The 21,950-nt window shown below is 57.9% G+C and carries 14 protein-coding genes; 6 read left to right on the top strand and 8 right to left on the bottom strand.

Annotation, left to right across the window (positions count from 1 at the left end; all coding sequences use genetic code 11):
- Positions 1–134 precede the first annotated feature (134 nt).
- The 3 genes from AC5S27_RS19065 to AC5S27_RS19055 all read right to left on the bottom strand — a co-directional run bounded on the left by AC5S27_RS19065 (position 135) and on the right by AC5S27_RS19055 (position 4,891).
- Positions 135–2,075 carry an ABC transporter ATP-binding protein gene (locus AC5S27_RS19065; protein ID WP_493936145.1) on the bottom strand — a complete coding sequence of 647 codons (1,941 nt, stop codon included), beginning with the start codon at positions 2,073–2,075 and terminating at the stop codon, positions 135–137.
- A 314-nt stretch (positions 2,076–2,389) separates the two neighbouring features.
- The gene (locus AC5S27_RS19060) at positions 2,390–3,373 is read right to left on the bottom strand and encodes a cupin-like domain-containing protein (RefSeq protein WP_493936144.1); all 984 of its coding nucleotides are present in this window, start codon (positions 3,371–3,373) and stop codon (positions 2,390–2,392) included.
- Positions 3,374–3,703: 330 nt separating this feature from the next.
- The gene (locus AC5S27_RS19055) at positions 3,704–4,891 is read right to left on the bottom strand and encodes a WecB/TagA/CpsF family glycosyltransferase (protein WP_493936143.1); all 1,188 of its coding nucleotides are present in this window, start codon (positions 4,889–4,891) and stop codon (positions 3,704–3,706) included.
- A 564-nt stretch (positions 4,892–5,455) separates the two neighbouring features.
- On the opposite strand from AC5S27_RS19055, the gene AC5S27_RS19050 reads away from it, so the two are divergent.
- The 5 genes from AC5S27_RS19050 (at position 5,456) to AC5S27_RS19030 (ending at position 12,328) form a co-directional block, all read left to right on the top strand.
- The gene (locus AC5S27_RS19050; protein WP_493936142.1) at positions 5,456–6,706 is read left to right on the top strand and encodes a glycosyltransferase family 4 protein; all 1,251 of its coding nucleotides are present in this window, start codon (positions 5,456–5,458) and stop codon (positions 6,704–6,706) included.
- 205 nt (positions 6,707–6,911) lie between these two features.
- Positions 6,912–7,541, top strand: coding sequence for an acyltransferase (locus tag AC5S27_RS19045; RefSeq protein ID WP_493936141.1), 630 nt, complete (start codon positions 6,912–6,914; stop codon positions 7,539–7,541).
- A complete protein-coding gene (locus tag AC5S27_RS19040) occupies positions 7,538–8,587 on the top strand; it encodes a glycosyltransferase family 2 protein (RefSeq protein WP_493936140.1) in 1,050 nt (349 codons plus the stop codon). The genes AC5S27_RS19045 and AC5S27_RS19040 overlap by 4 nt, the downstream gene beginning before the upstream one ends.
- Before the next feature lie 297 nt (positions 8,588–8,884).
- Positions 8,885–9,463, top strand: a complete 579-nt coding sequence (locus AC5S27_RS19035) for an NUDIX domain-containing protein (RefSeq protein ID WP_493936139.1) — start codon at positions 8,885–8,887, stop codon at positions 9,461–9,463.
- Between the two features lie 333 nt (positions 9,464–9,796).
- A complete protein-coding gene (locus tag AC5S27_RS19030) occupies positions 9,797–12,328 on the top strand; it encodes a glycoside hydrolase family 31 protein (RefSeq protein WP_493936138.1) in 2,532 nt (843 codons plus the stop codon).
- Positions 12,329–12,443: 115 nt separating this feature from the next.
- Here the strand turns inward: AC5S27_RS19030 and AC5S27_RS19025 are convergent, their stop codons facing one another.
- Entirely contained in the window at positions 12,444–13,889 is a 1,446-nt protein-coding gene (locus AC5S27_RS19025; protein ID WP_493936137.1) for an outer membrane beta-barrel protein, read from the bottom strand.
- A 167-nt stretch (positions 13,890–14,056) separates the two neighbouring features.
- Here AC5S27_RS19025 and zwf point away from each other — a divergent pair, with 167 nt between their 5' ends.
- Positions 14,057–15,442, top strand: coding sequence for a glucose-6-phosphate dehydrogenase (gene zwf / locus AC5S27_RS19020; RefSeq protein WP_493936136.1), 1,386 nt, complete (start codon positions 14,057–14,059; stop codon positions 15,440–15,442).
- Between the two features lie 92 nt (positions 15,443–15,534).
- Here the strand turns inward: zwf and AC5S27_RS19015 are convergent, their stop codons facing one another.
- The 4 genes from AC5S27_RS19015 to AC5S27_RS19000 form a co-directional block, all read right to left on the bottom strand.
- On the bottom strand, positions 15,535–16,413 hold the full coding sequence (locus tag AC5S27_RS19015) for an HNH endonuclease (protein WP_493936135.1): 879 nt from the start codon (positions 16,411–16,413) through the stop codon (positions 15,535–15,537).
- A gap of 6 nt (positions 16,414–16,419) precedes the next feature.
- On the bottom strand, positions 16,420–17,916 hold the full coding sequence (locus tag AC5S27_RS19010) for an AAA family ATPase (RefSeq protein ID WP_493936134.1): 1,497 nt from the start codon (positions 17,914–17,916) through the stop codon (positions 16,420–16,422).
- Between the two features lie 660 nt (positions 17,917–18,576).
- Complete coding sequence (locus AC5S27_RS19005; RefSeq protein WP_493936133.1) at positions 18,577–19,947, bottom strand: DUF1501 domain-containing protein; 1,371 nt, start codon at positions 19,945–19,947, stop codon at positions 18,577–18,579.
- Between the two features lie 102 nt (positions 19,948–20,049).
- Positions 20,050–21,873: a DUF1800 domain-containing protein gene (locus tag AC5S27_RS19000; RefSeq protein ID WP_493936132.1), complete on the bottom strand. Its 1,824-nt coding sequence runs from the start codon at positions 21,871–21,873 to the stop codon at positions 20,050–20,052.
- Between the last annotated feature and the right edge of the window lie 77 nt (positions 21,874–21,950).

The raw sequence follows: 21,950 nt of genomic DNA, 5'->3' as shown, positions 1-21,950 counted from the left end.
TCGAAAGAGGCAGGTCCCGTTATCTCAGGAAATTGGCATCACTCTTGAGTGTGGAGGCAACAAAGTACAGCAGGAGAAGATTGGCTCGCCAGCACGAAAAGCGAAGCCTCTCCAAATCGAGAGTCGTCGCGCGGCTACTGCAGCCCGCGCAACGCCTTCGAAAGGCTCAACCGGGGCCCAGCGCCGTTCGCTACCGCCGCCTCTTCTTCTATCTGTTCGCCTTCACCCGGCGCCAGGAAAAGATTGCTCTCAAACGCATGTTGCCGCGTGTACAGGTCGTAGTAACGGCCGCGCTCAGCCAGCAGCGCAGAGTGCGTGCCCCGCTCACGGATCAGCCCATCTTCAATTACGAGAATCTGATCCGCCCGGCGAATCGTCGACAGCCGATGTGCGATCACAAAAGTAGTGCGCCCCGCCATCAGGTAAGACAAGCCCTCTTGGATCAACGCCTCCGATTCCGAATCCAGACTCGAAGTCGCCTCATCCAGAATCAAAATCTTCGGATCAGCGAGAATGGCGCGAGCAATCGAAATCCTCTGCCGCTGCCCGCCAGAGAGCTTCACGCCGCGCTCGCCGACAATCGCGTCATATCCCTCAGGGAACCGCTGCGCGAACTCATCCACCCGCGCAATCCGGCTGGCTTCAATCACTTCCTCGCGCGTAGCATCCGGACGCGCAAAGGCCACGTTGTCATGAATCGTGCCATCGAACAGGAAAGACTCCTGAAGCACCAGCCCTAAGTGGCTGCGATAACTTCCCAGCGCCACCGTAGTTAGATCCACCCCATCCACCCGTATCATCCCCGAGTTAGGATTGTGGAACGCACTGACCAGGCTGATAATCGTCGACTTACCCGACCCCGAGGGCCCCACCAGAGCCGTCACTGTTCCCTGCGGCGCCGAGAACGAAATATTGCTCAATACCGGCTTGCCCGCCTCATATTCAAAACCAACATTATCGAAAACGATGTTGCCCCGCAGCGTATCCTGCTTGAGCTCTACCGTGCGCCGTGGATCGTCATCTTCCTCGGCCTCGATCAAAACCTCGCGCGTACGATCCACACCCGCAATCGCTTCTGATATCTGTGTTCCCAGCGATACTAACTGGAACGCCGGCGCCACAAGATACAGCAGGAAGATGTTATAGGTCACATAGTTGCCCAGGCTTAACCTGCCGCCCAGCATCTGTCGCGCGCCCAGATACATCACCATCGCCCCAACGACACCCGCCACCGCAGTCGTCGATAGGCTCATCACCGAAGTCGCTGTAATCGACTTCATATAGCTCTTAAGCAACCCGCGCACGCTCACCGCAAACTGCGAAGACTCGCGCTCTTCAGCGCGATACCCCTTCACCACCCGCGCCCCCGCCAGCGATTCCGTGAGCCGCCCCGTGATCTCCGCCACCCGCACCGACCTGTCGTGGTAGATCCCTCGCTGTAGCGCAAACACTCGCCGCAACCCCAGCGAAAACAGTGCAATAATGGCAAACGCGAGCAGAGTCATCTTGGGGCTGATCCGCATCAGGATAAAGAACGAGAACATCGCCGTCAGCACGCTGCCAACGAAGTCCATCAGCCCCGTCCCGATCAGGTTACGAACCCCCTCGACATCCGACATAATGCGCGAAACCAGCGTCCCCGTGCGGTTTGCATCGTAGTACTTGATCGGCAGCCGGGCTATCCGCGCCTGCACCTTGATGCGCAGCTCGGTAATCAGCACCCACGCCGACTTCGACATCAACTGCGTCAGAGCAAACGAAGATCCCGCCTGCATCAGCACCGCCACCAGCACCGCCCCTACCAGCGGAAGCAGCAGATACGCATGCCTCTTGCCGACAACATCGTCAATCAGAAACTTGGTCGAAACAGGAAGCGCCAGCGCCACCACGCGATTCACAATCAGCAGCAGCAGGCCAAGCAGAAGAATCCAGCGCCGCGGATAGACTAGCGTCCATACCTCGGGCCATACATTCGCAAACTGCTTGCGCTTGCTCTTCTTCGGAGGATCAACAACAGGAGTCTTCGCAGAAGCACCCAGCGGAGCATCCTTCGAACCTGCTACGTTGGTGGCCATCAGCTACTCTCTCCCCGTATCGAAAACTGGATCGCAGTTCAACGCGAGAAGACTTTCACGTCGACAAGGAAGTGAAAGGCCAGATGCCGTAAGCCGCACCCCGATTGACCGTGCCGCAAACTCAGCATTCACGTCGAGATTCTCCTCTGTTTCGCTAAACAAATTGTACAGGAGCCCATTTTCATTGCAGTCGAACGGAGAGGTAGGCAGCGGTGGCACTAAAGTTGGATTGCTCATCAGCACACTGCCACCACAATCCCGCTTCGATGCAGCCAGGTTATCTAACTAGACAGTCGATGTGCGAAAACCCGATGTTATGAGCGTCGAGCTGCCGGCGTGAACGGCGAAAGATATCCCAGCTTGCGCACCAGGCTTGCGTTCGGAAAGGTCTTCTGCAGGCCTTCAACCATGCTCATCACCATCCCGGCAGCCTTGAGATACAGCCGCTTCACAAGCATCGCAGGTCGCACCTTGCCATTCGGCGTATCGCACGAAAGATCCACAAAGCCATCCCAGTTCGTCGAGTGCATCATGTTCGTGCAAACCGAAACCGAAGTCGTCACCACCCGCGCCGAATGCCACCACCGCGAAGGCACAAACATTGACTCGCCTGGCTTGATGATCACGCGATACTGCGTAGCCTTCGGAAAGTCAGGGAAGCGATTCAAATCCACATGGTCCAGATCGTCAATCTGCGAAGTCCCCGCCGAGTGTGCATGCGGATACACATACGGAGTATCCTCCGGAGAAAACAAGACAAACTCCTTATCCCCGTAAATCTCCGTAATCATTGCATGCGCGTTGTCCGAGTCATAGTGCATCAGCGGAAACTTACCGCCCACCCCGCCGATCAATAACTTGAGATAGCCATCTGGCCGCCGGAATCGTTTCGGCATCAGCGGACTGCAATATCTCCGCGGAAAGGCATAGGTATTTTCAGGCGCAAGGTCAGAAAGCAGCGCAGGCATGTGCTGATGAATGATCACCTTATGCAGATACGGCCCTGGCTTCTCCGCAGTCGATGCAAGGACTCCGTCCATTACCTCAGCCATCTGGCTTTTCACGCCATAGGTCACTTCAACATTCTGATCGCCGTACTTGTTTTTGAAGTACTCAGGAGTCCAGCTCTGCAGCGCTCCCCAACCCGGCGCAGCGTCCACAATCACTACCGGCCTGTTCGTCTCCACATAATCGGTCAGGAACTTCTCATACGGTAGATCGCGCGCGTGGATCTTCGGTACGGGGACAATGGTCGAAGCTTTCGCTGTTGGTACGGGTGCTTCTTGAACTGCGCTCATCCCTGTTCTCCTTGCTTCTGCTCGGCGCCCGCTACCTCGTTCATGACGGACAGCAGTGGCCTTGAACCAGTCTTCAATTGATATTCGCCAGGACTGGAATAGGCTTAGACCCTCCGCAGACGCTACGGCGTGAACCGCCTTCGCGATCGCTCCCGGACGGTTTTTCACCGCCAGAATACACCAATCCTTGTTCCTCAGAGTCGCCTTTCACGGCTGGATTGCAAATCCCTCGAAAGGGGCATGGGTCTCCCGGTAGCTTTCCCTGGCACATAGCTTTCCTGTCTTCCTCCGCCGATAGGCAGTGGGATTCCGTCACGTATGCTGTCTTGCTTATCCCTTGATCTTTGTAGGGAAGCCGGTTTCCTTGCCCACCAGCGTCGCAAACGTCTGCGCTCGCTGCGCCTTCTTGTCCCGCGCAAAGCGTTCCCGCTCCAGCTTGAACTCGTCGAACAGCGGCTCCAGGCACCATGCCGAAAACAACAGCTTCATCCGCGCCGGCACACTCGCCAGTGTCAGCGAAAGCCCCATCGAAAGCATCCGTTGCCGCGCCATCAGCAGCGCGCCCAAACCCTCAGGGCTGGCATACTTCAGCTCATCCAGATGCAGCACCAGCAACTGTCCGCCGGCAATGCAGTTCTCGACCGTGCGGTTCAAAACACCCGCAAACTCAGCTTCCAGGTTCCCCTGAACATGCAGGTGAACCATGCCCGGGTCGCTCATCCGGCTCGTAGAAGATTCACCACTGGAAGGCCGCTGCAACTGCGTAGCCATCAGAGCGATCGGCAGCTTCACTGACAGGCCGGTGAAGTTCCGCCAGTACCGCGGCACCAGGCGCTTCGGCTCCTGCATGCAGCGTCCAAACCACTCCAGGCCACTCTTCTGCATCCACTTAGGAGCCCGCTTCACATCCCCGATCAACATATCCATGCTGCCGCCAATGCCGATCGAAACCGGCACGCCCAGCCGCTTGGCATGCATGCGAATCCACTTTTCCTGCTTCGGATTGCCAAACGCAACCATCAGAATGTCCGGCTTCGCGAGCTTGATCCGCTCCAGCGTATCGCCGTGATCCATGCGCTCCAGGTCCGCCAGCACCGGGGCGTGATGCCCGACAATGTTGACGCCCGGATACATCTTTTCCAACTTCGCCTTGGCCCGTTCCGCCACACCGGGCTTGCCGCCCAGCAGATAAATCCTGTAACCCTTGCGTGAAGAAAGCTCCGCAAGCTGCGGCACCAGGTCGGCGCCGGAAACCCGCTCCTTCAAAGGAGCACCCAGCATCTTCGAAATCCAAACCAGCGGCATACCGTCCGGCAACACGAGACTGCAACCGGCAATAATCCGGTGCAGATGGACGTCATGCAGAGAATTGAGCCAGAAATCCAGATTCGCCGTCGCCACCTGATGCGCGCCGCCCGAAAGAATCAAACTCTCGATCTGGTCGATCGCCTCACTCGCCGTCACATTCGCCAAGGGCAAACCCATTACCGCTACGGAGGTCTTCAATGTCATGCTCATGCTGTTCTGCCTCTTCCCAAAGAACTGGTTCGTAAACTCATACCCGGCCTATCGGCCTTTCTGAGTTTTTCTTAAGCCTCGCCGACCGTGTCCTGGCACCGTCTTATCAATCCTTAAGAATTTCACTGCCACTTCAGTCGACTTGCTGGCTGGTCCGGCCCTTCGCTGTCTGGTACAGCCCCGGAGTCCCATCGACTTTCTCAAGGTATCGGCCTTTCCCCGCTGGAACAATGGCGAATTAGTGGGCAAGACCCCCCCCTCCGGGTGGCCATTCAGTACTTCAAATCTGTGAAGAAAGTAACCATTCAGGGTTACTGAAACCGCCAAAATCGCGCGTTTGGGCACTCTCCGCATCGGATACCGGCCTCCCAGGCGCTTGTGATCTCGGACAGCGCCCCCACAAACCCACCCAATCAGTAGACTTACCGGCCAAATCGTGACAGCGGCACCATGTGGTTACCAGGTAACCGCATCTGCGCCCATCCCGCCTCCCTATGCGGTCTCTCCAAACCCCGGATCGGACCGGACGGTTCCCGTATACTTGGCCCGTATACTGAGTCCACCGTGCAAAACTCCTCCCCAACCCCAGTCCTGCGCGTCGGATACCTGCTGAGCCGGTACCCCGGCATCTCCCACACCTTCTTTCTGAAGGAAGTCCTGGGCATGCGTCAGCGCGGCCTCATCATCGAAACCGCATCCATCAATCCGCCCGACCGCCCCATCGCCGGTCTGCCCCAGGTCGAGGCCGCCGAAGCAGCAAAAACCTTCTACATCAAGTCCGGCGGCAAAGCGGCAATGGCCCTCAGGATCCTCGCCATCGCCCTCAAAAATCCAGCTGTCGCCGTCCGCGGCCTCAGCGCCGCCCTCCGACTCGGCAAGTCTGACCTCGCCGCCCGCGCCTTTGCCCTCTTCTACTTCGCCGAAGCCCTGCTCGTCGGCGATTGGCTCCGCCGCAACAACCTGCCCCACCTGCACGTCCACTTCGGCGGACCCGTCGCCACCGTAGGCATGCTCACCTCCCAGGCCTGGCGGATCCCCTGGTCCGTCACCCTCCATGGCCCCGACGAATTCTTCGACCAGGAAGCCTTCTACCTCCGCCAGAAGATCGAATCCGCCAGCTTCATCGTCTGCATCAGCGACTTCTGCCGCAGCCAGGTCCTCCGCATCGCCCCACATCTCCCCGCCAGCCGCCTTGAAGTCGTCCGCCTCGGCGTAGACTGCGAAGCCCTGCAACCCACCAACCCCAGCACCGCAGCCGGCCCATTGAAACTCGCCTGCACCGGCCGCATGGTCGCCGCCAAAGGCCACCGCATCCTACTCGAAGCCCTCGCCCCCATCGCCACCGCAGGCATCCCGTTCACCTGCACCCTCATCGGCGACGGCCCCGAGCGCCAAGCCCTCGAATCCCTCGCCGCCGAACTCGGAATCGCACAGAACCTCCGCTTCCTGGGCGCCATGGCCCACCAGCCCACCCTCGCCGAAGTCGCCAAAGCCGACGTCTTCATCCTCGCCAGCTTCGCCGAAGGCCTCCCCGTCGCCCTCATGGAAGCCATGGCCCTCGGCGTCCCCTGCATCAGCACCACCATCGCCGCCATCCCCGAACTCATCCGCGACCACCAGAACGGACTCCTCGTCCCGCCCGCCAACCCCCAGGCACTCCAGGCAGCCATCACCCTACTCGCCACGGACCAACCCTTGCGCCTTCGCCTCGGCAGGGAAGCCCGCATCACCGCCGCCGCCGAATACAACCTAGCCACCAACCTCGATACATTAGCCGCTCGCTTTCAAGCGCGACTCGCGCCGACACCCCGGTAATGAATTTCAACTCATGCATCTACCGCCAACGAGCCATAGACTCCCGCCGCAAAGTTTGTCATCTTGGAAAAGATGGCCGGTTCGCCCGACGAATCTCTCATGAGCGTCTGCGATTCCCGCCAATGCAACCCGCGCTCGTAATACGATGGCAGGGTACAACTTGCCCTCGCCGCAGCGGTCTTACATCGCATCAAAGAAAGCAAGCATGCCGTCTGGACTTCTCAAATCCGCGCTGGTCACCCCGCTTGCTCTCTTTCAGCGGACCTTCGCCCCAATCCTCCGCTCCTGGCGCCGCCTCAGTTCTTTCGCCGCGCTCAGCGCCCGCCTCAACCAGCCGCTTCCCATCAGCACCGTCGTCCTTGGCCGAGCCCAGGTCTACGGCACCGGTAACATCCGCTGCGGCCAGGGCCTGCTCATCTATCCCAACCAATACATGGAAACCGAGGGCAGCGGCGAAATCACTCTCGGTGACGGCGTAGTTCTGTCGACCGGTGTTCACCTCGTCGCCTACGCCGGTATCCACATCGGCCAGGGCACCATGATCGGCGAATACACCAGCATCCGTGACGCCAATCACACCCGCGAAGAAGGCACCACCCTCCGCAAATCCGGCCACATCGCCAAACCTATCGTCATCGGGAAAGAAGTCTGGATCGGCCGCGGCGTCACCGTCCTCAGCGGCGTCACCATCGGTGACAACGCCACCGTAGGCGCCAACGCCGTGGTCACCCGCGATGTCCCCGCCGGAGCCACAGTCGCCGGCGTCCCAGCCATCCCAATCCAGCGCAAAACCGTAGAAGCCGCAGAACCGGCAGTCCCGGAGTTGCAAGCATGAGCACCACCCCCACCGCCTCTCCCGCCCGCTGCAACCTCTCCGTAGTCATCATCGGCCGCAACGAGGGCGAACGCCTGGAGCGCTGCATCCTCTCCGCCCAGGCCATCAACCTCTGGCCAGCCTCCGAGATCCTCTACGTAGACTCCGGCTCCACAGACGGCAGCCTCGAACTAGCCGCAAGCCTCGGAGCCACAGTTCTCCCGCTCCCGCCCGGCCCCTTCACCGCCGCCCGCGCCCGCAACTTCGGCTGGCGCCACGCCACCGGCGAAATGATCCTCTTCCTCGACGGCGACACCATCCTCAACGCCGATTTCCCCTTCGCCGCCCTTGAGAAACTCCGCGAAGACCAGAGCTATGCCGCAGCCTGGGGCCATCGCCGCGAAATCTCCCCCTGCCGCTCCAACTACATCCGCATCCTCGACCTCGACTGGGTCTACCCACCCGGTGAAACCCCATTCTTCGGCGGAGACGTTCTCATCCGCCGCGCCGTCCTCGAGCAAGTCAACGGCTTCGACGAAACTCTTATCGCCGGCGAAGAGCCCGAGATGTGCCGCCGCATCCGCAGCCATGGCTGGCGCATCCAGCACATCGACGTGCCCATGACCCTCCACGACCTCGCCATCACCCGCTTCTCGCAATACTGGCGCCGCTCCCAGCGAGCCGGCTTCGCCTACGCCGCCGTCTCCACCCGCTTCCGCGGCACCGCCGAACCCTTCTGGGCAGACGAAGTCAGCCGCAACCAGCAGCGCGGCATCTTCTGGATCGCCTCACCCATCCTCTGCTTCATCCTGTCAGTACTTCTCGTCAGCCCCTGGCCTATCGTCCTCTGGATCTTGTTACTCGTCGCCATGGCCGCTCGCACCGCATACTCCTATCGCTGGAAACCCGCCAACTGGCAGACGCTGTTCCTCTACGGCCTCCACTCCCACCTCCAGCAAATCCCCATCTACCTCGGCCAACTCCAGTTCAAACGCAACAGCAACAAAGCCCTCATGGAATACAAGGACATAACCCCAGTCCAACCCACCACCCCAGAAAAGCCCTGACCTAATCTCAGGCCTGCATGCCATCGAGCCTGTCAGCCGTTGCCTTTGCCGTTGTAGTTGCCGTTGTCTTTTTGGTTTGTCATTCCCGAAGGGAATCTGCTTCTAGGTAGTTGCCGTTGTAGTTGCCGTTGCCTTTTTGGTTTGTCATTCCCGAAGGGAATCTGCTTCTAGGTAGTTGCCGTTGCAGTTACCTTTGCTTTTCTTTCTGTCATTCCCCTAGGGGAATCTGCTCCTAAGCCTTTGCTTTTCACACTCACACTCACACTCACACTCACACTCACACTCGCGACGGAATCCATGAGCCAGCCCGAATCCCCCGAACCCATCGACCCCAAAATCGACAGCATCACCACCCTCGCCACCCGCGAAGTCTACCGAAACCCCTGGCTCTCCATGCGCGAAGACCAGATCCTCCGCTCCAACGGCAAGCCCGGCATCTACAGCGTCATCGACAAAGACGACTGCGCCATCATCATCCCCATCGAAGGCGAAACCGTCTACTTAGTCGAGCAATTCCGCTACACAATCCAGCAGCGCGCCCTCGAGCTCCCGCAGGGCGGCTGGGAAATGAGCAACGTAGACCCCGAAGAACTGGCCCGCGGCGAGCTCAAAGAAGAACTAGGCCTCCACGCCGAACACATGACCTACCTCGGCACCCTCTGGATCGCCTACGGCTTCGCCAACCAGAAGCAGCACGTCTTTCTCGCCACCGGCCTCACCCCCACCGAAACCGAGCCCGACCCCGAAGAGCACGACCTGGTCATGCGCACCGCCACCATCCCCGAGTTCGAAGAAATGATGCTGACCGGCGTCATCCGCGACAACTGCACCCTCTCCGCCTGGGCCCTCTACCAACTCTGGAAATCCCGCCAATAACGCAAACTCTTCTCATCACCCCCAAAAGTGATATGCGCGAACACCCGCACTCACCTTAGTAGTCGTTGCGCTCGCCGTTGCAGTTGCCGGTGCTCTTGCCCTTGCCGTTGCCCTTGCCCTTGCCGTTGTCGTTGTCCTTGCCGTTGTCGTTGCCCTTGCCGTTGCTGTTGCCCTTGCCGTTGCCCTTCCCGTTGCCGTTGCCGTTGCCCTTGCCCTTTTGTTTGTCATTCCCGCAGGGAATCTGCTTCTAAGCCTTTGCCTTTGCTTTTCACACTCACACTCACACTCACACTCACACTCCGATGTATCATGGCCTGTCACCGTGAGGCCCGCATGAAACTCCTCCTCAGCACCCTCGCCGCAGCTCTGCTCGTCGTCACAGCCCAGGCCCAAACCGCCCAGCCACGCCTGTCCCTCGAATCCGTAACGGAAGCCAAACCCCTCCCCAACGGCATCCAGCTCCAATCCGGCCCAGCCACCATCCAGATCGTAGCCATGCGCCAGGACGTCGTCCGTATCCGCATCGCCCCCACCAGCACCCTCCCCGAAGACGCCTCCTGGGCCGTCCTCCCCGCCTCCCGCACCGCCACCGTCCCCGTGCAGGCTGCGCAGGACGGCACAAGCTTCAAGACCACCGCCCTCCAGGTCAAAGTCGAGCGCAACCCCCTCCGCATCCTCGTCCAGGACCTCGCCGGCAACCCTATCGTCAGTGACGCCCTCAGCAGCCCCACCGAGTTCGCCAACGGCGGCTTCACCGTCCACAAACAAATGCCCGGCGACGAGCAGTTCTACGGCCTCGGCGACAAGCTAGGCACCTTCAACCGCCGCAACCAGGCCTACACCGACTGGAACACCGACATCGGTCCCCAGGAAGCTTTCGACCCTCTCTACAAAAGCATCCCGTTCTTCCTCGGCACCACCGGCGGCCTCACCTACGGCCTCTTTCTCGATAACACCTGGCGCAGCTGGTTCGACTTCGGCAAGCAGTCCCGCGACAACTTCTCCTTCGGCTCCGACGGCGGCCCGCTCGACTACTACGTCATCTACGGCCCCACTCCGAAACAAGTCGTGGAAGGCTACGCCTACCTCACCGGCACCCCGCCGCTTCCGCCTATTTGGGCGCTAGGCTTCCAGCAATCCCGCTACAGCTACTACCCTGAGTCCGACCTGCGTCGCGTAGCCACCCGCCTCCGCACCGACAAGATCCCCTCCGACGTCGTCTACCTCGACATCGACTACCAGTACCGCAATCGCCCCTTCACCGTCGATCCCACAGCCTTCCCGGATTTCCCCAAACTCATCACCGACCTGAAAGCGCAGCATCTCCACCTGGTCACCATCACCGACCTGCACATAGCCCATCAACCAAAGAACTACGCTCCGTATGAAAGCGGCCACGCCGGTGACAACTTCGTCAAAGCCGCCGATGGCAAGGAATTCGTAGGCGTAGTCTGGCCCGGTCCCGCCGTCTTCCCCGACTACACCCGCGCCCAGACCCGCGACTGGTGGGGCACTCTCTACAAGGAATTCGCCACCGAAGGCGTCTCCGGCTTCTGGAACGACATGAACGAGCCCTCCGTCTTCGGCGGCCCCGGCTCCACCATGCCTCTCGACAACATCCACCGCATCGAGGGCGCGTCCGCCGAAGGCTTCGCCGACCGTACCGCCACCCACGCCGAAATCCACAACATCTTCGGCATGGAAAACGAGCGCGCCACCTACGAGGGCCTCCTCAAAATCCTGCCCAACGAGCGCCCCTTCGTCCTAACCCGCGCGACGTATGCAGGAGGCCAGCGCTACGGCTTCACCTGGACCGGCGACAACTCATCCACCTACAACCACCTGCGCCTCTCCACCCAGCAGCTCATCAACCTCGGCCTCAGCGGTATCTCCATGGTCGGAGACGACATCGGCGGATTCAACGGCTCAGCCAACGCCGACCTGCTCACCCGTTGGATCGAGGTCGGCGCCTTCAACCCCATGTATCGCGACCACTCCACCTACGGCTCGCTCCCCCAGGAAGTCTGGGTGCACGGCCCCGAGCAGGAAGCCATCCGCCGCCGCTACATCGAAACCCGCTATCGCCTCATGCCCTACATCTACACCCTCGCCGAAGAAGCCTCCCGCACCGGCCACCCGCTCATGCGCCCCATCTTCTTCGAATTCCCTGAGGTCCTTTCCCCTAACGGCCCCGGCTTCGGCGGCGAAGGCACGGAGTTCCTCCTCGGCCGCAGCATCCTCGTAGCCCCGCCACCCTTCGCGGAAATGCCCGAAGACTACGCTGTCAGCTATCCACCCGGCGACTGGTACGACTTCTGGACCGGCAAAAAGATGCCCCCGCAGGCCTCTCCTCCAGACATCGTCACCGTCTCCAACGCCATAGAAAAGGGCAAGACAGTAGCCCAGGCCAACGAGCCCCAGCCCTACAAAATTCACCCCGATATCCAGACCCTCGCCGTCTACATCCGCGGCGGCAGCATCATACCCATGCAGCCCCTGGTCCAGAGCACCAGCGAAACCCCCAGCGGCCCACTTACCCTCCGCGTTTACCCGGGAAAAGATTGCCAGGGGAATCTCTACCTGGACGACGGCCACACCTTCGCCTACAAGCAAGGCCAATACCTCCGCCAGTCCTTCACCTGCACCACGGAAGGGAAGTCGACCACCCTCCACTTCGCCCCGCGCGAAGGCTCCTACAAACCCTGGTGGACCCAGATCGAAGTAATCCTCTATAACTGGCCATCATCCAAAGCCACCGCCACACTAGGCAGCTCATCATTGAAAACCACCTACGACCCCCAATCCCAAACCCTCCACATAACCATCCCCGATCAGTCCACCGAGGCAGACCTCCGAATCAAATAAACGATGTCATCCCGAACAAAGCGACCAAAGGCAGCGCAGTCGAAGGACCTGCTGCTGCCTTTGCTTTTGTACTTGCTTTTCTCTCTGTCATTCCCTCGGGGGAATCTGCTGTCACCTAGAAGTGATAAGTAACATCCCCCGCTACCACAAACTGCGTCGACTTCGTCCCAAGGTCATAAGCCTTCACATCATACGAATGCTCCAGACGGACCTCCGGCCGGAACAGCACAGTTGACCCGATCCAATGACCATAGCTGATCAGGTGCTCCGAATACTTCGTCTGATACCCCGTCCTCTGCCCGCGAACGTCATTCACAAACTCATTCCGGAACGAAAAGTAGTTCTTCGTATTCCGCTCGTACTCGAGGTAATTCACCACCGCAAACTCCGGCGCAAAACACCGCTGCATCCCCGCATGACAATAAGCCCCATTCGCCCCCGTCTCCGTCGGCACAGGATTCGCCACATTCCCTGCAATATTCGGCACCTTCCGCTCGTACATGTACCAGGTCTCCGTATCCGTATGCCAACGCGCATTGATCTTGTGGTACCAGGTCTCGTAAAAGCTCTGCAGATTGTTGTAAGCGTAGTCGCCCTTGTTCAACGAATTCACACACGTATACAGCGCATCCCCGCCCTTCGACCACGTGTAGTCCAAACAGGCCGTACCCGTCGGCGTAGCATCCTTCGTCCAAAGCGCCACATCGTTGCCATCCGAAATCCCCAACTGCATCAGCCAGTGATCGGTCAGCTTCACCGAAGCCACAACCCCCGTCTGCGTATAAGGATCGATCGTGTAAAGAATCGAGTGCGAGTAAGTGTAGTTATTCGGCGCCAGCTGCGCCTCAATATCCGGCAGCGAGATATACCGCCCCACCCGCACATTCATCCCCTTCGCCACCTTGGGAAAGTAAAGGTCCAGGTAGTACATCACCGGGTCATACCCATACTCATGATTTCGCGCCAGCAACTGCTGCGAAAAAATGCCCTTCGAAGTCGTATACCGGTAGTCCTGCCCATACAACTGCGCAAACCGGAACCCCCAGTCAATATGCGAAGTCTGCACCGTATCCGGCAGCCGCTCAATATACAAAACCTCCTGGTCCGGAATCACCCGGTTCGGATTGTAGTAATAAGCCGCCGGCGAGTTAGCCCCATCCCCCTTGTTCGAACTCGAAACGTCAAACCCGCCATTCAGCCACCCATAAATCTTCACCCGCCCGCGATTCCCATTGATCGCCTGCATCAGCGGATACGTCTGCGTATCCGGAGCCCCAATCACCGGCGTCCCGCCCACACTATAGTCACTGCTCGGAAACGGCGGCGAGTCCAGCGGCCCCTCATACCCACGCCGCTTCGGAGCCTCTCCGGCAGCCTGCGTCGGCCGCCAGTCCTCCCGGTAAGCATCCGCAAGCCGCGCAAAGAAAGGCTTCGAAGCCTCCGCCCCGGAACCATCCCCCGCCACACCAGCCGCACCACTTGCTTCCTGCCCTGAAACAACCGATGAACCACCAAAAATGCCAATACCAGCAATGAGAGAAAGAAATAGGATTTTGAACATGCCTCAGCAAGCCACCTCCGTGTGCGGCTTCCTATAGATTTCAGCTTGGAGCATAAGGAATCGATAGGCATCGCATATGGAATTAGTAAAGACTCCCCCGCCACCCCAACAGGCGATAATGAATCAGAAGTCAAGCAAGCGCGGGCCACCGCCCCGGAGCACACTCAATGGCTGCAGTCCGTTCCGACGCATTCGTCTTCCTCGGCGCCACCGGCGACCTAGCCTTCAAGCAGATCTTCCCAGCCCTCCAGGGCCTCATTCGCGACGAAGGCTTCAATCTCCCCATCATCGGCGTCGCCAAAGCCGGATGGAACCTCGACCAGCTCAAAGACCGCGCCAAAGAAAGCCTCGAACAGCACGGCGGCATCGACCAGCCCGCATTCGAAAAGCTCCTCAGCCTCCTCCAATACGTCGACGGCGACTACAACGACCCCGGCACCTTCACCGAACTCAAGCGCGTCCTCGGCCCCGCCCAGCGCCCGCTCCACTACCTCGCCATCCCCCCCAGCCTCTTCGCCACCGTCGCCCAGAACCTCGCCACCTCCGGCTGCGCCCACAACGCCCGCGTCGTCGTCGAAAAACCCTTCGGCCGAGACCTCGCCTCCGCCAAAGCCCTCGGCGAAACACTCCACGAATTCTTCCCCGAAGAAAACATCTTCCGCATCGACCACTACCTCGGCAAAGAGCCCGTCCAGAACATCCTCTATACCCGCTTCGCCAACCCCATCTTCGAGCCCATCTGGAACCGCAACTACATCCGCAGCATCCAGATCACCATGGCCGAAAGCTTCGGCGTCGAAGACCGCGGCAAGTTCTACGACGAAGTCGGCGCGCTCCTCGACGTAGTCCAAAATCACATGATGCAGGTCGTCGCCAACCTCACCATGGACCCGCCCACAGGCGAAGACCACGACGCCCTCCGCGACCGCAAATCCGAGCTCCTCCGCGCCGTCAAACCCCTCACACCCGACAGCGTCGTCCGCGGCCAGTACGACGGCTACCGCAAAGTCCCCGGCGTCGCCCCCGGCTCACCCGTCGAAACCTTCGTTGCCATCAAGCTCGAAATCGACAGCTGGCGCTGGGCCGGCGTCCCCATCTACGTCCGCGCCGGCAAACTCCTCCCCGTTACCTGCACCGAGGCATTAGTCGAGTTCAAACGCCCACCCAAGGAAACCTTCGGCGAACGCGTCCCCTGCTCCTCCGCCCACATGCGCATCCGCGTCAGCCCAGACATGACCATCGGCCTCGGCGTCCGCGTCAAAACCCCCGGCGAACGCATGGTCGGCCGCGACATCGAACTCGAAATGCACCGCGAATCCTCCGCCGACATGCCCCCCTACGAACGCCTCCTCGGCGACGCCAGCCGCGGCAACAGCGAACAATTCGCCCGCCAGGACCTCATCGAAGCCCAGTGGCGCATCGTAGAACCCATCCTAGGCAACGTAACCCCCTTCTACACCTACACCCCCCACACCTGGGGACCACTGGAAGCAGACCGCCTAATAGGCAACGACGGCCCCTGGGTAAACCCCCAACTGCTGTCTGTGGAGTAGGTCGCCAAAAGCTCCCACGTCGCGCTCCATGCAAGCTAAAAGCCGGCGTGCGGTAGTCTTCTACCAACTGAGAGACAGCGAAGCAAAAAAGGTCAGTTAACTCTCGATATCCAATCTTCTAATTGAGGAGCTTTTGCGAGTTCACCCATTATGACCGCTTGCCAATGACTAGAACCATAAACGTCAGACCTCTCTGTAGCTCTGAGCGCCAGGAATGTTCTTACGTTCGTACCACCAGCACGAAGATAGGTCTTGCAGTCTGAAAGGATCTCTGCAATCTCATCGTTTGATAAAGCTGTATAACGAGGAATTAGTCTTAAATGATCAAAATGTGCTTCAATTAAGGTCCACGCTGCCTTGCTAAAGTATGGAGGCCTCAAAATCGAAAATACTGCTCCGACCCCTGTTGTGACGGCAGTTGTTTTGAGTCGGACCTTGAGGAATGCTTCGGCGGGTAGAGGGTCGGAATAGGCATGGATGAATAATCGTCTACCATTTTGGTCTAACCATCCGTCTCCCTTTGTTGAATTACACGTCGAGCAGCATGGCACCAAATTTAAGGGATGTACAGCGAATTCAGGAAACAAAGACGCAGGTAAGTAATGGTCATAAGTTGCAATCAGACTCGTCCCACAAAGCGGACAATATTTTAAGACGCGAATTCCTTGCGCCTCCACGATCGCGGCCTTTAGCTTGCGGACGCCCTTGGTGTTACTGTCGTAGCAAGTTCTCAGAGAATCTCCGATTGCTCTCATCGGAATTGACGCCTTTAAGCCTTCTAGACAATTTTCATCAATTGCTTTGTGAAAGCCTCGATATCTAGCTGCGATCTTGACCTCAGAGTCAACTAAGATAGCCTTGTGATCGATTGTTATGCCCTGCGTCGCAGACACGGCGCGCTTAGCATCGCGTATGGCGATGAAGTAAGTGATGTAATCTGGCGGAACACTAATAATCTGCAGATTTTTCATATATTGTTACCTGTCGGCACGTTCGTGCTGACCTATCAAGAAGGCTTGCGCGCTAAGACTCAACTCTCTCTCAAAACGCGACACGGTTTCCTCAATTGGCTCTACACTTGCGAGACGACTCAAGGTTCGTCGGTAAAGGGTCGCGACGTCATTTGTCTCGAAGACGTGGCGTGTCAATTCGGCTATGCTCTCGCCAAAGCTTTCTAGGGTCAGCGGTTCAGCAATTGTCAAATTGGCGGTCCGCTTGAACACAATTACGCGTTTCGCTGGAATTTCTTGGATGACAATAGGCGAGTGTGTAGCAATTATCGCAAAAGACTCGTATTCGGTAAGCACAGCAGTTAATACGTTGAATAAAGCCGCAACAGCGTTCGGATGCAGGTGAGTCTCAGGCTCGTCAAATAGTACCAATGAATTCGGTTCAAGCCACGCAAGTAGTGAAGTAACAAAATGCACGAGAATGGATTGACCTGAACTCAAGAGAGATAATGGATTATCCTCAGTATTCGGATCGTTGAGTTCTTCTTCCAAACCCGCAGCAATTACAGCGTCATCGTCCCCTAGGATTTCAGTCATGTAGCGCATCCACGAAGTGTTCCGATGAGCATCGCGGATGCGCTTCTGATTTTCCCGGTACTTTGCTACAAGCGACCTTCTGGATAGGCCGCCTCCGTCCGTCCTGATCCCACAGTAGACATAGCTGGCGGCTACAGATTTTGGACGTACGAATCTGTCGAAAGCGCTGTAGGACACTGCTAAAACCCTAGTAAAAAGGGGCTTAAGACCTTCAAATCGCTCATTTCTTTTTCGCTGGCTTTCGCTGGAAGTTCGGGCTACTTGGCAGAGGTCTGTTGCCAAGTTCGCAAGGTATTGCGTCTTGCCGACCGCGTTTCTTCCGATTATGCCAACCACCCTTCCGGGAAGTTCATCTTTCGGGTCAAACGGGATTGCGGTCTCAATGACTGAATCAGCACCTGCGATCTCAGCCGCATAGGTAAACTCAAAATCTTCATGAATTGGCTCCCCTAAAACAAGAGCCTGTCCAAAGCGCCTCGCTCTTTGAGCAGCGTTGAAGCGCATCATGGAATTTCTAAACGCGCTAGAGGGCTCGAATGGAGCTGCAATGCCAGGTTGCCACGCGATATCCCTCAACCCTTCAAGAAAGGCGGCGCATTTTTCTCTGGATAATGTCTTGTGTAGAAGTTGATAGTACGCTTCCTCCTGACCGAGCGAAATATAGCTGTCACCAAGGGAATGAAAAACGTTTGGGAGGACAGTCCGACCGAGAGGTTCAAACGAGGTGTTTTTTGTCTCCGGAGATTGCAGGATTTTGACCGTACCGATTTCTGTGCGTATCCCTAAGACGTCATAATAGCTGACATGGAAATAGCATTTTGTTCCAAAATCGTCCCACTCATCGGTGGTAAGAACAAAGATGTCTTCTTTGGCGTGGGTGACAGACTTTCCGTAAATTCTGACAGCAAACTGTATAAACGGTTCCATGTCTCTTTATTTGTCCCGTAGGTTCTATGCTGCATGCAAATGAATTAAGTCCGTGGAGGTTCTGTGAACTTAATATAACTCATAATCAGGCGGGTGGGCCACATCTGAAATGAACAACAGAGGGTGCCCTATGTCTCGCTCTTGAGACATGGGCTTCGCGCCCTCCGCAGATGTTCTAGCCCGGCAGCGCATACAAACCTAATCTTGATCCCACTAATCGATGGCGGATGGAGACCACAGACCGTCCCGCAAAAGCCATCTATATAGATATGGGCTTCAGCCCCTGCCAGGCCAGCCCACCCGCAAACCCTCCCTAAAGACCCGAACAGCCGTCCCGCTGTCAACCCCACCCGCCCGCAAATCCCGCGAAAACCCGCGCCAACAGCGGCGAAAATCGTTCTCTCCAACTTGCGTTGAATTAACCCCAAAAAGCGCATAATGAAATCACCATCAAAACCGCCAAACGCAATAATGCACACCTTAAGTGCACAAAACGCACCAAAACGCGCACATCAACCACCCCACAACCCCAACAAAAGAAACACGATGCAAGCCAAAATCGACGAAAATACCGCCCCCCCCCTCTAACCCCAAAAAGAAAAACCGCGCCCGGAAAATCCAGGCGCGGCAAGAGAGTAGCTAGACTTACAGCAAGACGCCCTACCCCAAAAATCCAAGATTAGAAGTACTGAACTTCGAGATATTCGAGAAGATTCCAGGCACCGCCGAAGCCGGCACCCCAAACCACTGCGCAAGCGTGGCTCCATACTGAGCAATAGCCGTAGTAGGAATAAACGTCCCACGATTATTCGCATCGATAGAAGTCCCCACCGCCAGATCCGGGAACTGCCCATAAATCTTCCCACCCTTGACGTCCCCGCCAAGAATAAAGTGATGGTTCCCCCAGGCATGGTCACTCCCATCCGTCCCACTGGCAGTAAGCGTCCGCCCAAATTCAGAGATAGTAAAAGTAGTAACCTCCTGGTTCAACCCCAGCTCCTGGATCGCCTCATAAAAAGCCGCCACCGCCTGATCCAGCTGCGTAAGCAAAGCAGCCTGAGTAGCCTTCTGCCCCCCATGCGTATCAAACCCAGCCAACTGGCAAAAGAAAATCTGCCGTGTCAAACCAAGCTCACTCCGCACAGACATCACATTCGCCACAGTCTTCAACTGCGCCGCAAGAGCATTGCTCGAAGGAAACGCAGTAGTGATGTTCGAGCTCTGCAGCAGCGAGCTAAGCGTATTCGCATACTGAGCACCACGAGTCAGAATCCCATTGCTGGCCTGCACCAGCTGCAAGCCATTATCAAAGCTGAGCAACTGCTGCATGCCAGTGGCAGTCGAAGGCGCATACATCACACCAGTCACCTCAGCAATGCCAGTAGCGGTAGTCCCGGTCGGCGGAGGCACAGTAGCCGGAGCAGTGTGCACACCATTGCAGAAGAGTCCGCAGTTCGTCATAGCGCTCACCGGGGGAAAAGTAGCCGAGCTGTTCTTCGACTGCATATAGTCCGCGATGCGTCCGCCCCAACCACTCGAAGCAATCGAGTTAGGAATAGCAGTCTGCCACTGCGTGGTCTGGTCGGTATGCGAGAAAAGTGCACTCGGCAATGCCGAAGGGTTGTTGCCCTGGTAGATGCTACGGTTGGTCGGAGCGACGAGATTGCCGACGTTGGCAAGCACAGCAGCTTTGCCAGAGTTGTAGAGGCCACGGATGTTCGGCAGGCTGGCATGGAAGCCATACGAGTCGCTGCCATTCATCACCTCCAGCAGGGAAGACTGCGACAGCGCCAGCCCCTGACGAACCTTGGAATACTGCGCAAAGTTCTGCTGCGCCGTTGCGATCGGAATGATCGTATTGTGACCATCGTTGCCGCCCTGCAGGTAAATGCAGACCAAAGCCTGATAGCCGGAAGTCGTGGCGGCGAGCGCGTTCATCTCGCCCAGTTTTGCGAACATGCTGCCCGCGCCAAGCACAGCGGCAGATTTTACGGAACTACGTAGAAAGTCACGTCGGGAACGGATATGCATGACAGAAATCTCCTCAGAAATCGTGGTGAGTCAAATTTGGGTTTCAGTCGAAACCAGGCAGCAAAACAGCGCAGGTATCAGCTCAGGATTCAGCGCCGGCAATCAATGCCAGACGTTGTAGTAACCCGAAGTCAGAATCAGGTAAGCGCCCTTCTGCACCTTGCGCAGATTGCCACCTTCATTCACGTTCTGGACCGCGGTGGTGATGATGCTTTTCATCTCCGCAGGCATCGTGCCGTGGGTCAGAGCCAGATCCAACGCATCCACCAGCTGACTCGGATAAGCGCCAAGGTAGACATACGGAGTCAGGTCGACCATTGTCCCGTTGCCCGCATGCTGGACGGGATTCGAATATGCGCCAAACAGACCCTGGACCAGGTTCGCTCTCAAAACTGCGGCGTTTGGTGTATTGATCTCGAACTCGCCACCGGTCAAATTCGTTCCCGGCACAGCACCATCCCAGTCGTAGTAGTTGAAGACGTCCTGTGAGGAGAAGATTGGCTCGCCGATCGTGCTCAGATACCACTGGTAGTTGTTGGTATCGTCGATCGTCCCCTGGAAGGCGCGGTACATTCCGGCGAGGAAGAGTGCGGGCTCCTGCAGATGGCCGTCCGTGGCCGACTGTGCGGTGTTTTCATCGTTGGCGCGTGCTTCCGTATCCAGCAGGATTGCCTTGATGACCGCCTTCATGTCGCCGCGAACGCCGCTGCCGTTGTTATTGAACTTTGCCGCCACGCGAGAGATGTAGGCGGGAGAGGGATTGCTCTTGACCAGGTGGGTGATCAGCATGCGTGACACAAACGGTCCAACATTGCTGTGCGAAAAAATGTTGTTGAGCGCTCCGGTCAGGTCCGCCTGCGGCGTCTGGCCGGCGGGCAGAACGAATCCATTCAACAGGGTCTTCGAACCGGTGTCATGCTGTGCAGGGTAGGGAACCATGGGCGCGACGTAAGACGCGGGCGTGTTGCCCGGCCATTTTACGGGGGCGTTTCCGGCTGGCTTGTATGTCCAGCCCGTGAAGGCTCGCGCAAACTCGGTTACGGTGAACTGAGAATAATTGGGAACAGGCTGGCCGCCGCTCAGAACAGTCGAACCATCCTGATTCAGCTTATTCACGCCGATGGTGAAGAGCTGCATCAACTCGCGAGCGTAGTTTTCGTTGGCAAGGCTTCCCGTTGCCGGGTCGGCCTTGGCATTGTTGGCCATGTTGAGGTATTGGCCCATCTGCGGACTCATCGTGACGTCGGTCATGATGGTCTTGTAGTTGCTGAACGAGTCCGCCAGCAGCATGTCCTGGTAGGGAATCATGTTGGCATTGACCAGCTGCACTAAGGACGTGACCCAGATCTGGCTCAGCGCAAAGCCCACACGCTGGCGAAGCTGGTCGGGCTGCATGACCGCGTCCGTCATGAAGTGCGTGGCCATTCCACCGTACGCTGTCTTAACGACCGTGTAGGTAGATGTCTGCGGCAGGGCAAACTGCTGGTCGATCCACGCCGACATGCCAAGCGTCTGGACTGCGAGTGCATCCGAGGGTGAAGGCCCAAAGGCTGCCTGCTCCAGGAACCGCCGCGCTGCTTCCGGTGTGCACTTCGGGTTGTCAATGCCAATCTTGACGGAGAAGGCCTTGGAGGGTGTGCTGCCGTTGAGCACGTAGAGCGAGGTGGCTCCAGCCTTCGAGCAGACGCCGGTGATTTTCAGTGAAGTTGCACTGACGTACGTGGTCGGGACATTGGCGCCACACAGGTTGACGACCGAAGTCGTCGTGAAGTTGGTGCCTGTCACCGTGGTTGAGAAGACGCCCAGAGGAATGTGAGCCGCAGTTCCAGCAGCGGTTATCGTCGGAACGAGAGTAGCTGCCTGGACCAGGCCAGCCGAAGACACAACAAGCCCTACAAGAAGGGAAGGAAGAAGACGGAAGCGCATAACGCAGTACTCCTATTGCGGGGGGGAATTGAAAACTCGCGCATAAAGAGAACCGAGGAGAAAATGCAGTCGTTCAA

The sequence above is a fragment of the Acidicapsa borealis genome (assembly GCF_059115245.1).
Note: the sequence above shows the minus strand (reverse complement) of the source record. Positions and strands in the feature narration are given on the sequence as shown.

Bases quoted from the DNA above. Each gene is read 5' to 3' on its own strand.
- AC5S27_RS19065 (WP_493936145.1), bottom strand. From the start codon at position 2,075: ATGGCCACCAACGTAGCAGGTTCGAAGGATGCTCCGCTGGGTGCTTCT.
- AC5S27_RS19060 (WP_493936144.1), bottom strand. From the start codon at position 3,373: ATGAGCGCAGTTCAAGAAGCACCCGTACCAACAGCGAAAGCTTCGACC.
- AC5S27_RS19055 (WP_493936143.1), bottom strand. From the start codon at position 4,891: ATGAGCATGACATTGAAGACCTCCGTAGCGGTAATGGGTTTGCCCTTG.
- AC5S27_RS19045 (WP_493936141.1), top strand. From the start codon at position 6,912: ATGCCGTCTGGACTTCTCAAATCCGCGCTGGTCACCCCGCTTGCTCTC.
- AC5S27_RS19040 (WP_493936140.1), top strand. From the start codon at position 7,538: ATGAGCACCACCCCCACCGCCTCTCCCGCCCGCTGCAACCTCTCCGTA.
- AC5S27_RS19035 (WP_493936139.1), top strand. From the start codon at position 8,885: ATGAGCCAGCCCGAATCCCCCGAACCCATCGACCCCAAAATCGACAGC.
- AC5S27_RS19030 (WP_493936138.1), top strand. From the start codon at position 9,797: ATGAAACTCCTCCTCAGCACCCTCGCCGCAGCTCTGCTCGTCGTCACA.
- AC5S27_RS19025 (WP_493936137.1), bottom strand. From the start codon at position 13,889: ATGTTCAAAATCCTATTTCTTTCTCTCATTGCTGGTATTGGCATTTTT.
- zwf (WP_493936136.1), top strand. From the start codon at position 14,057: ATGGCTGCAGTCCGTTCCGACGCATTCGTCTTCCTCGGCGCCACCGGC.
- AC5S27_RS19015 (WP_493936135.1), bottom strand. From the start codon at position 16,413: ATGAAAAATCTGCAGATTATTAGTGTTCCGCCAGATTACATCACTTAC.
- AC5S27_RS19010 (WP_493936134.1), bottom strand. From the start codon at position 17,916: ATGGAACCGTTTATACAGTTTGCTGTCAGAATTTACGGAAAGTCTGTC.
- AC5S27_RS19005 (WP_493936133.1), bottom strand. From the start codon at position 19,947: ATGCATATCCGTTCCCGACGTGACTTTCTACGTAGTTCCGTAAAATCT.
- AC5S27_RS19000 (WP_493936132.1), bottom strand. From the start codon at position 21,873: ATGCGCTTCCGTCTTCTTCCTTCCCTTCTTGTAGGGCTTGTTGTGTCT.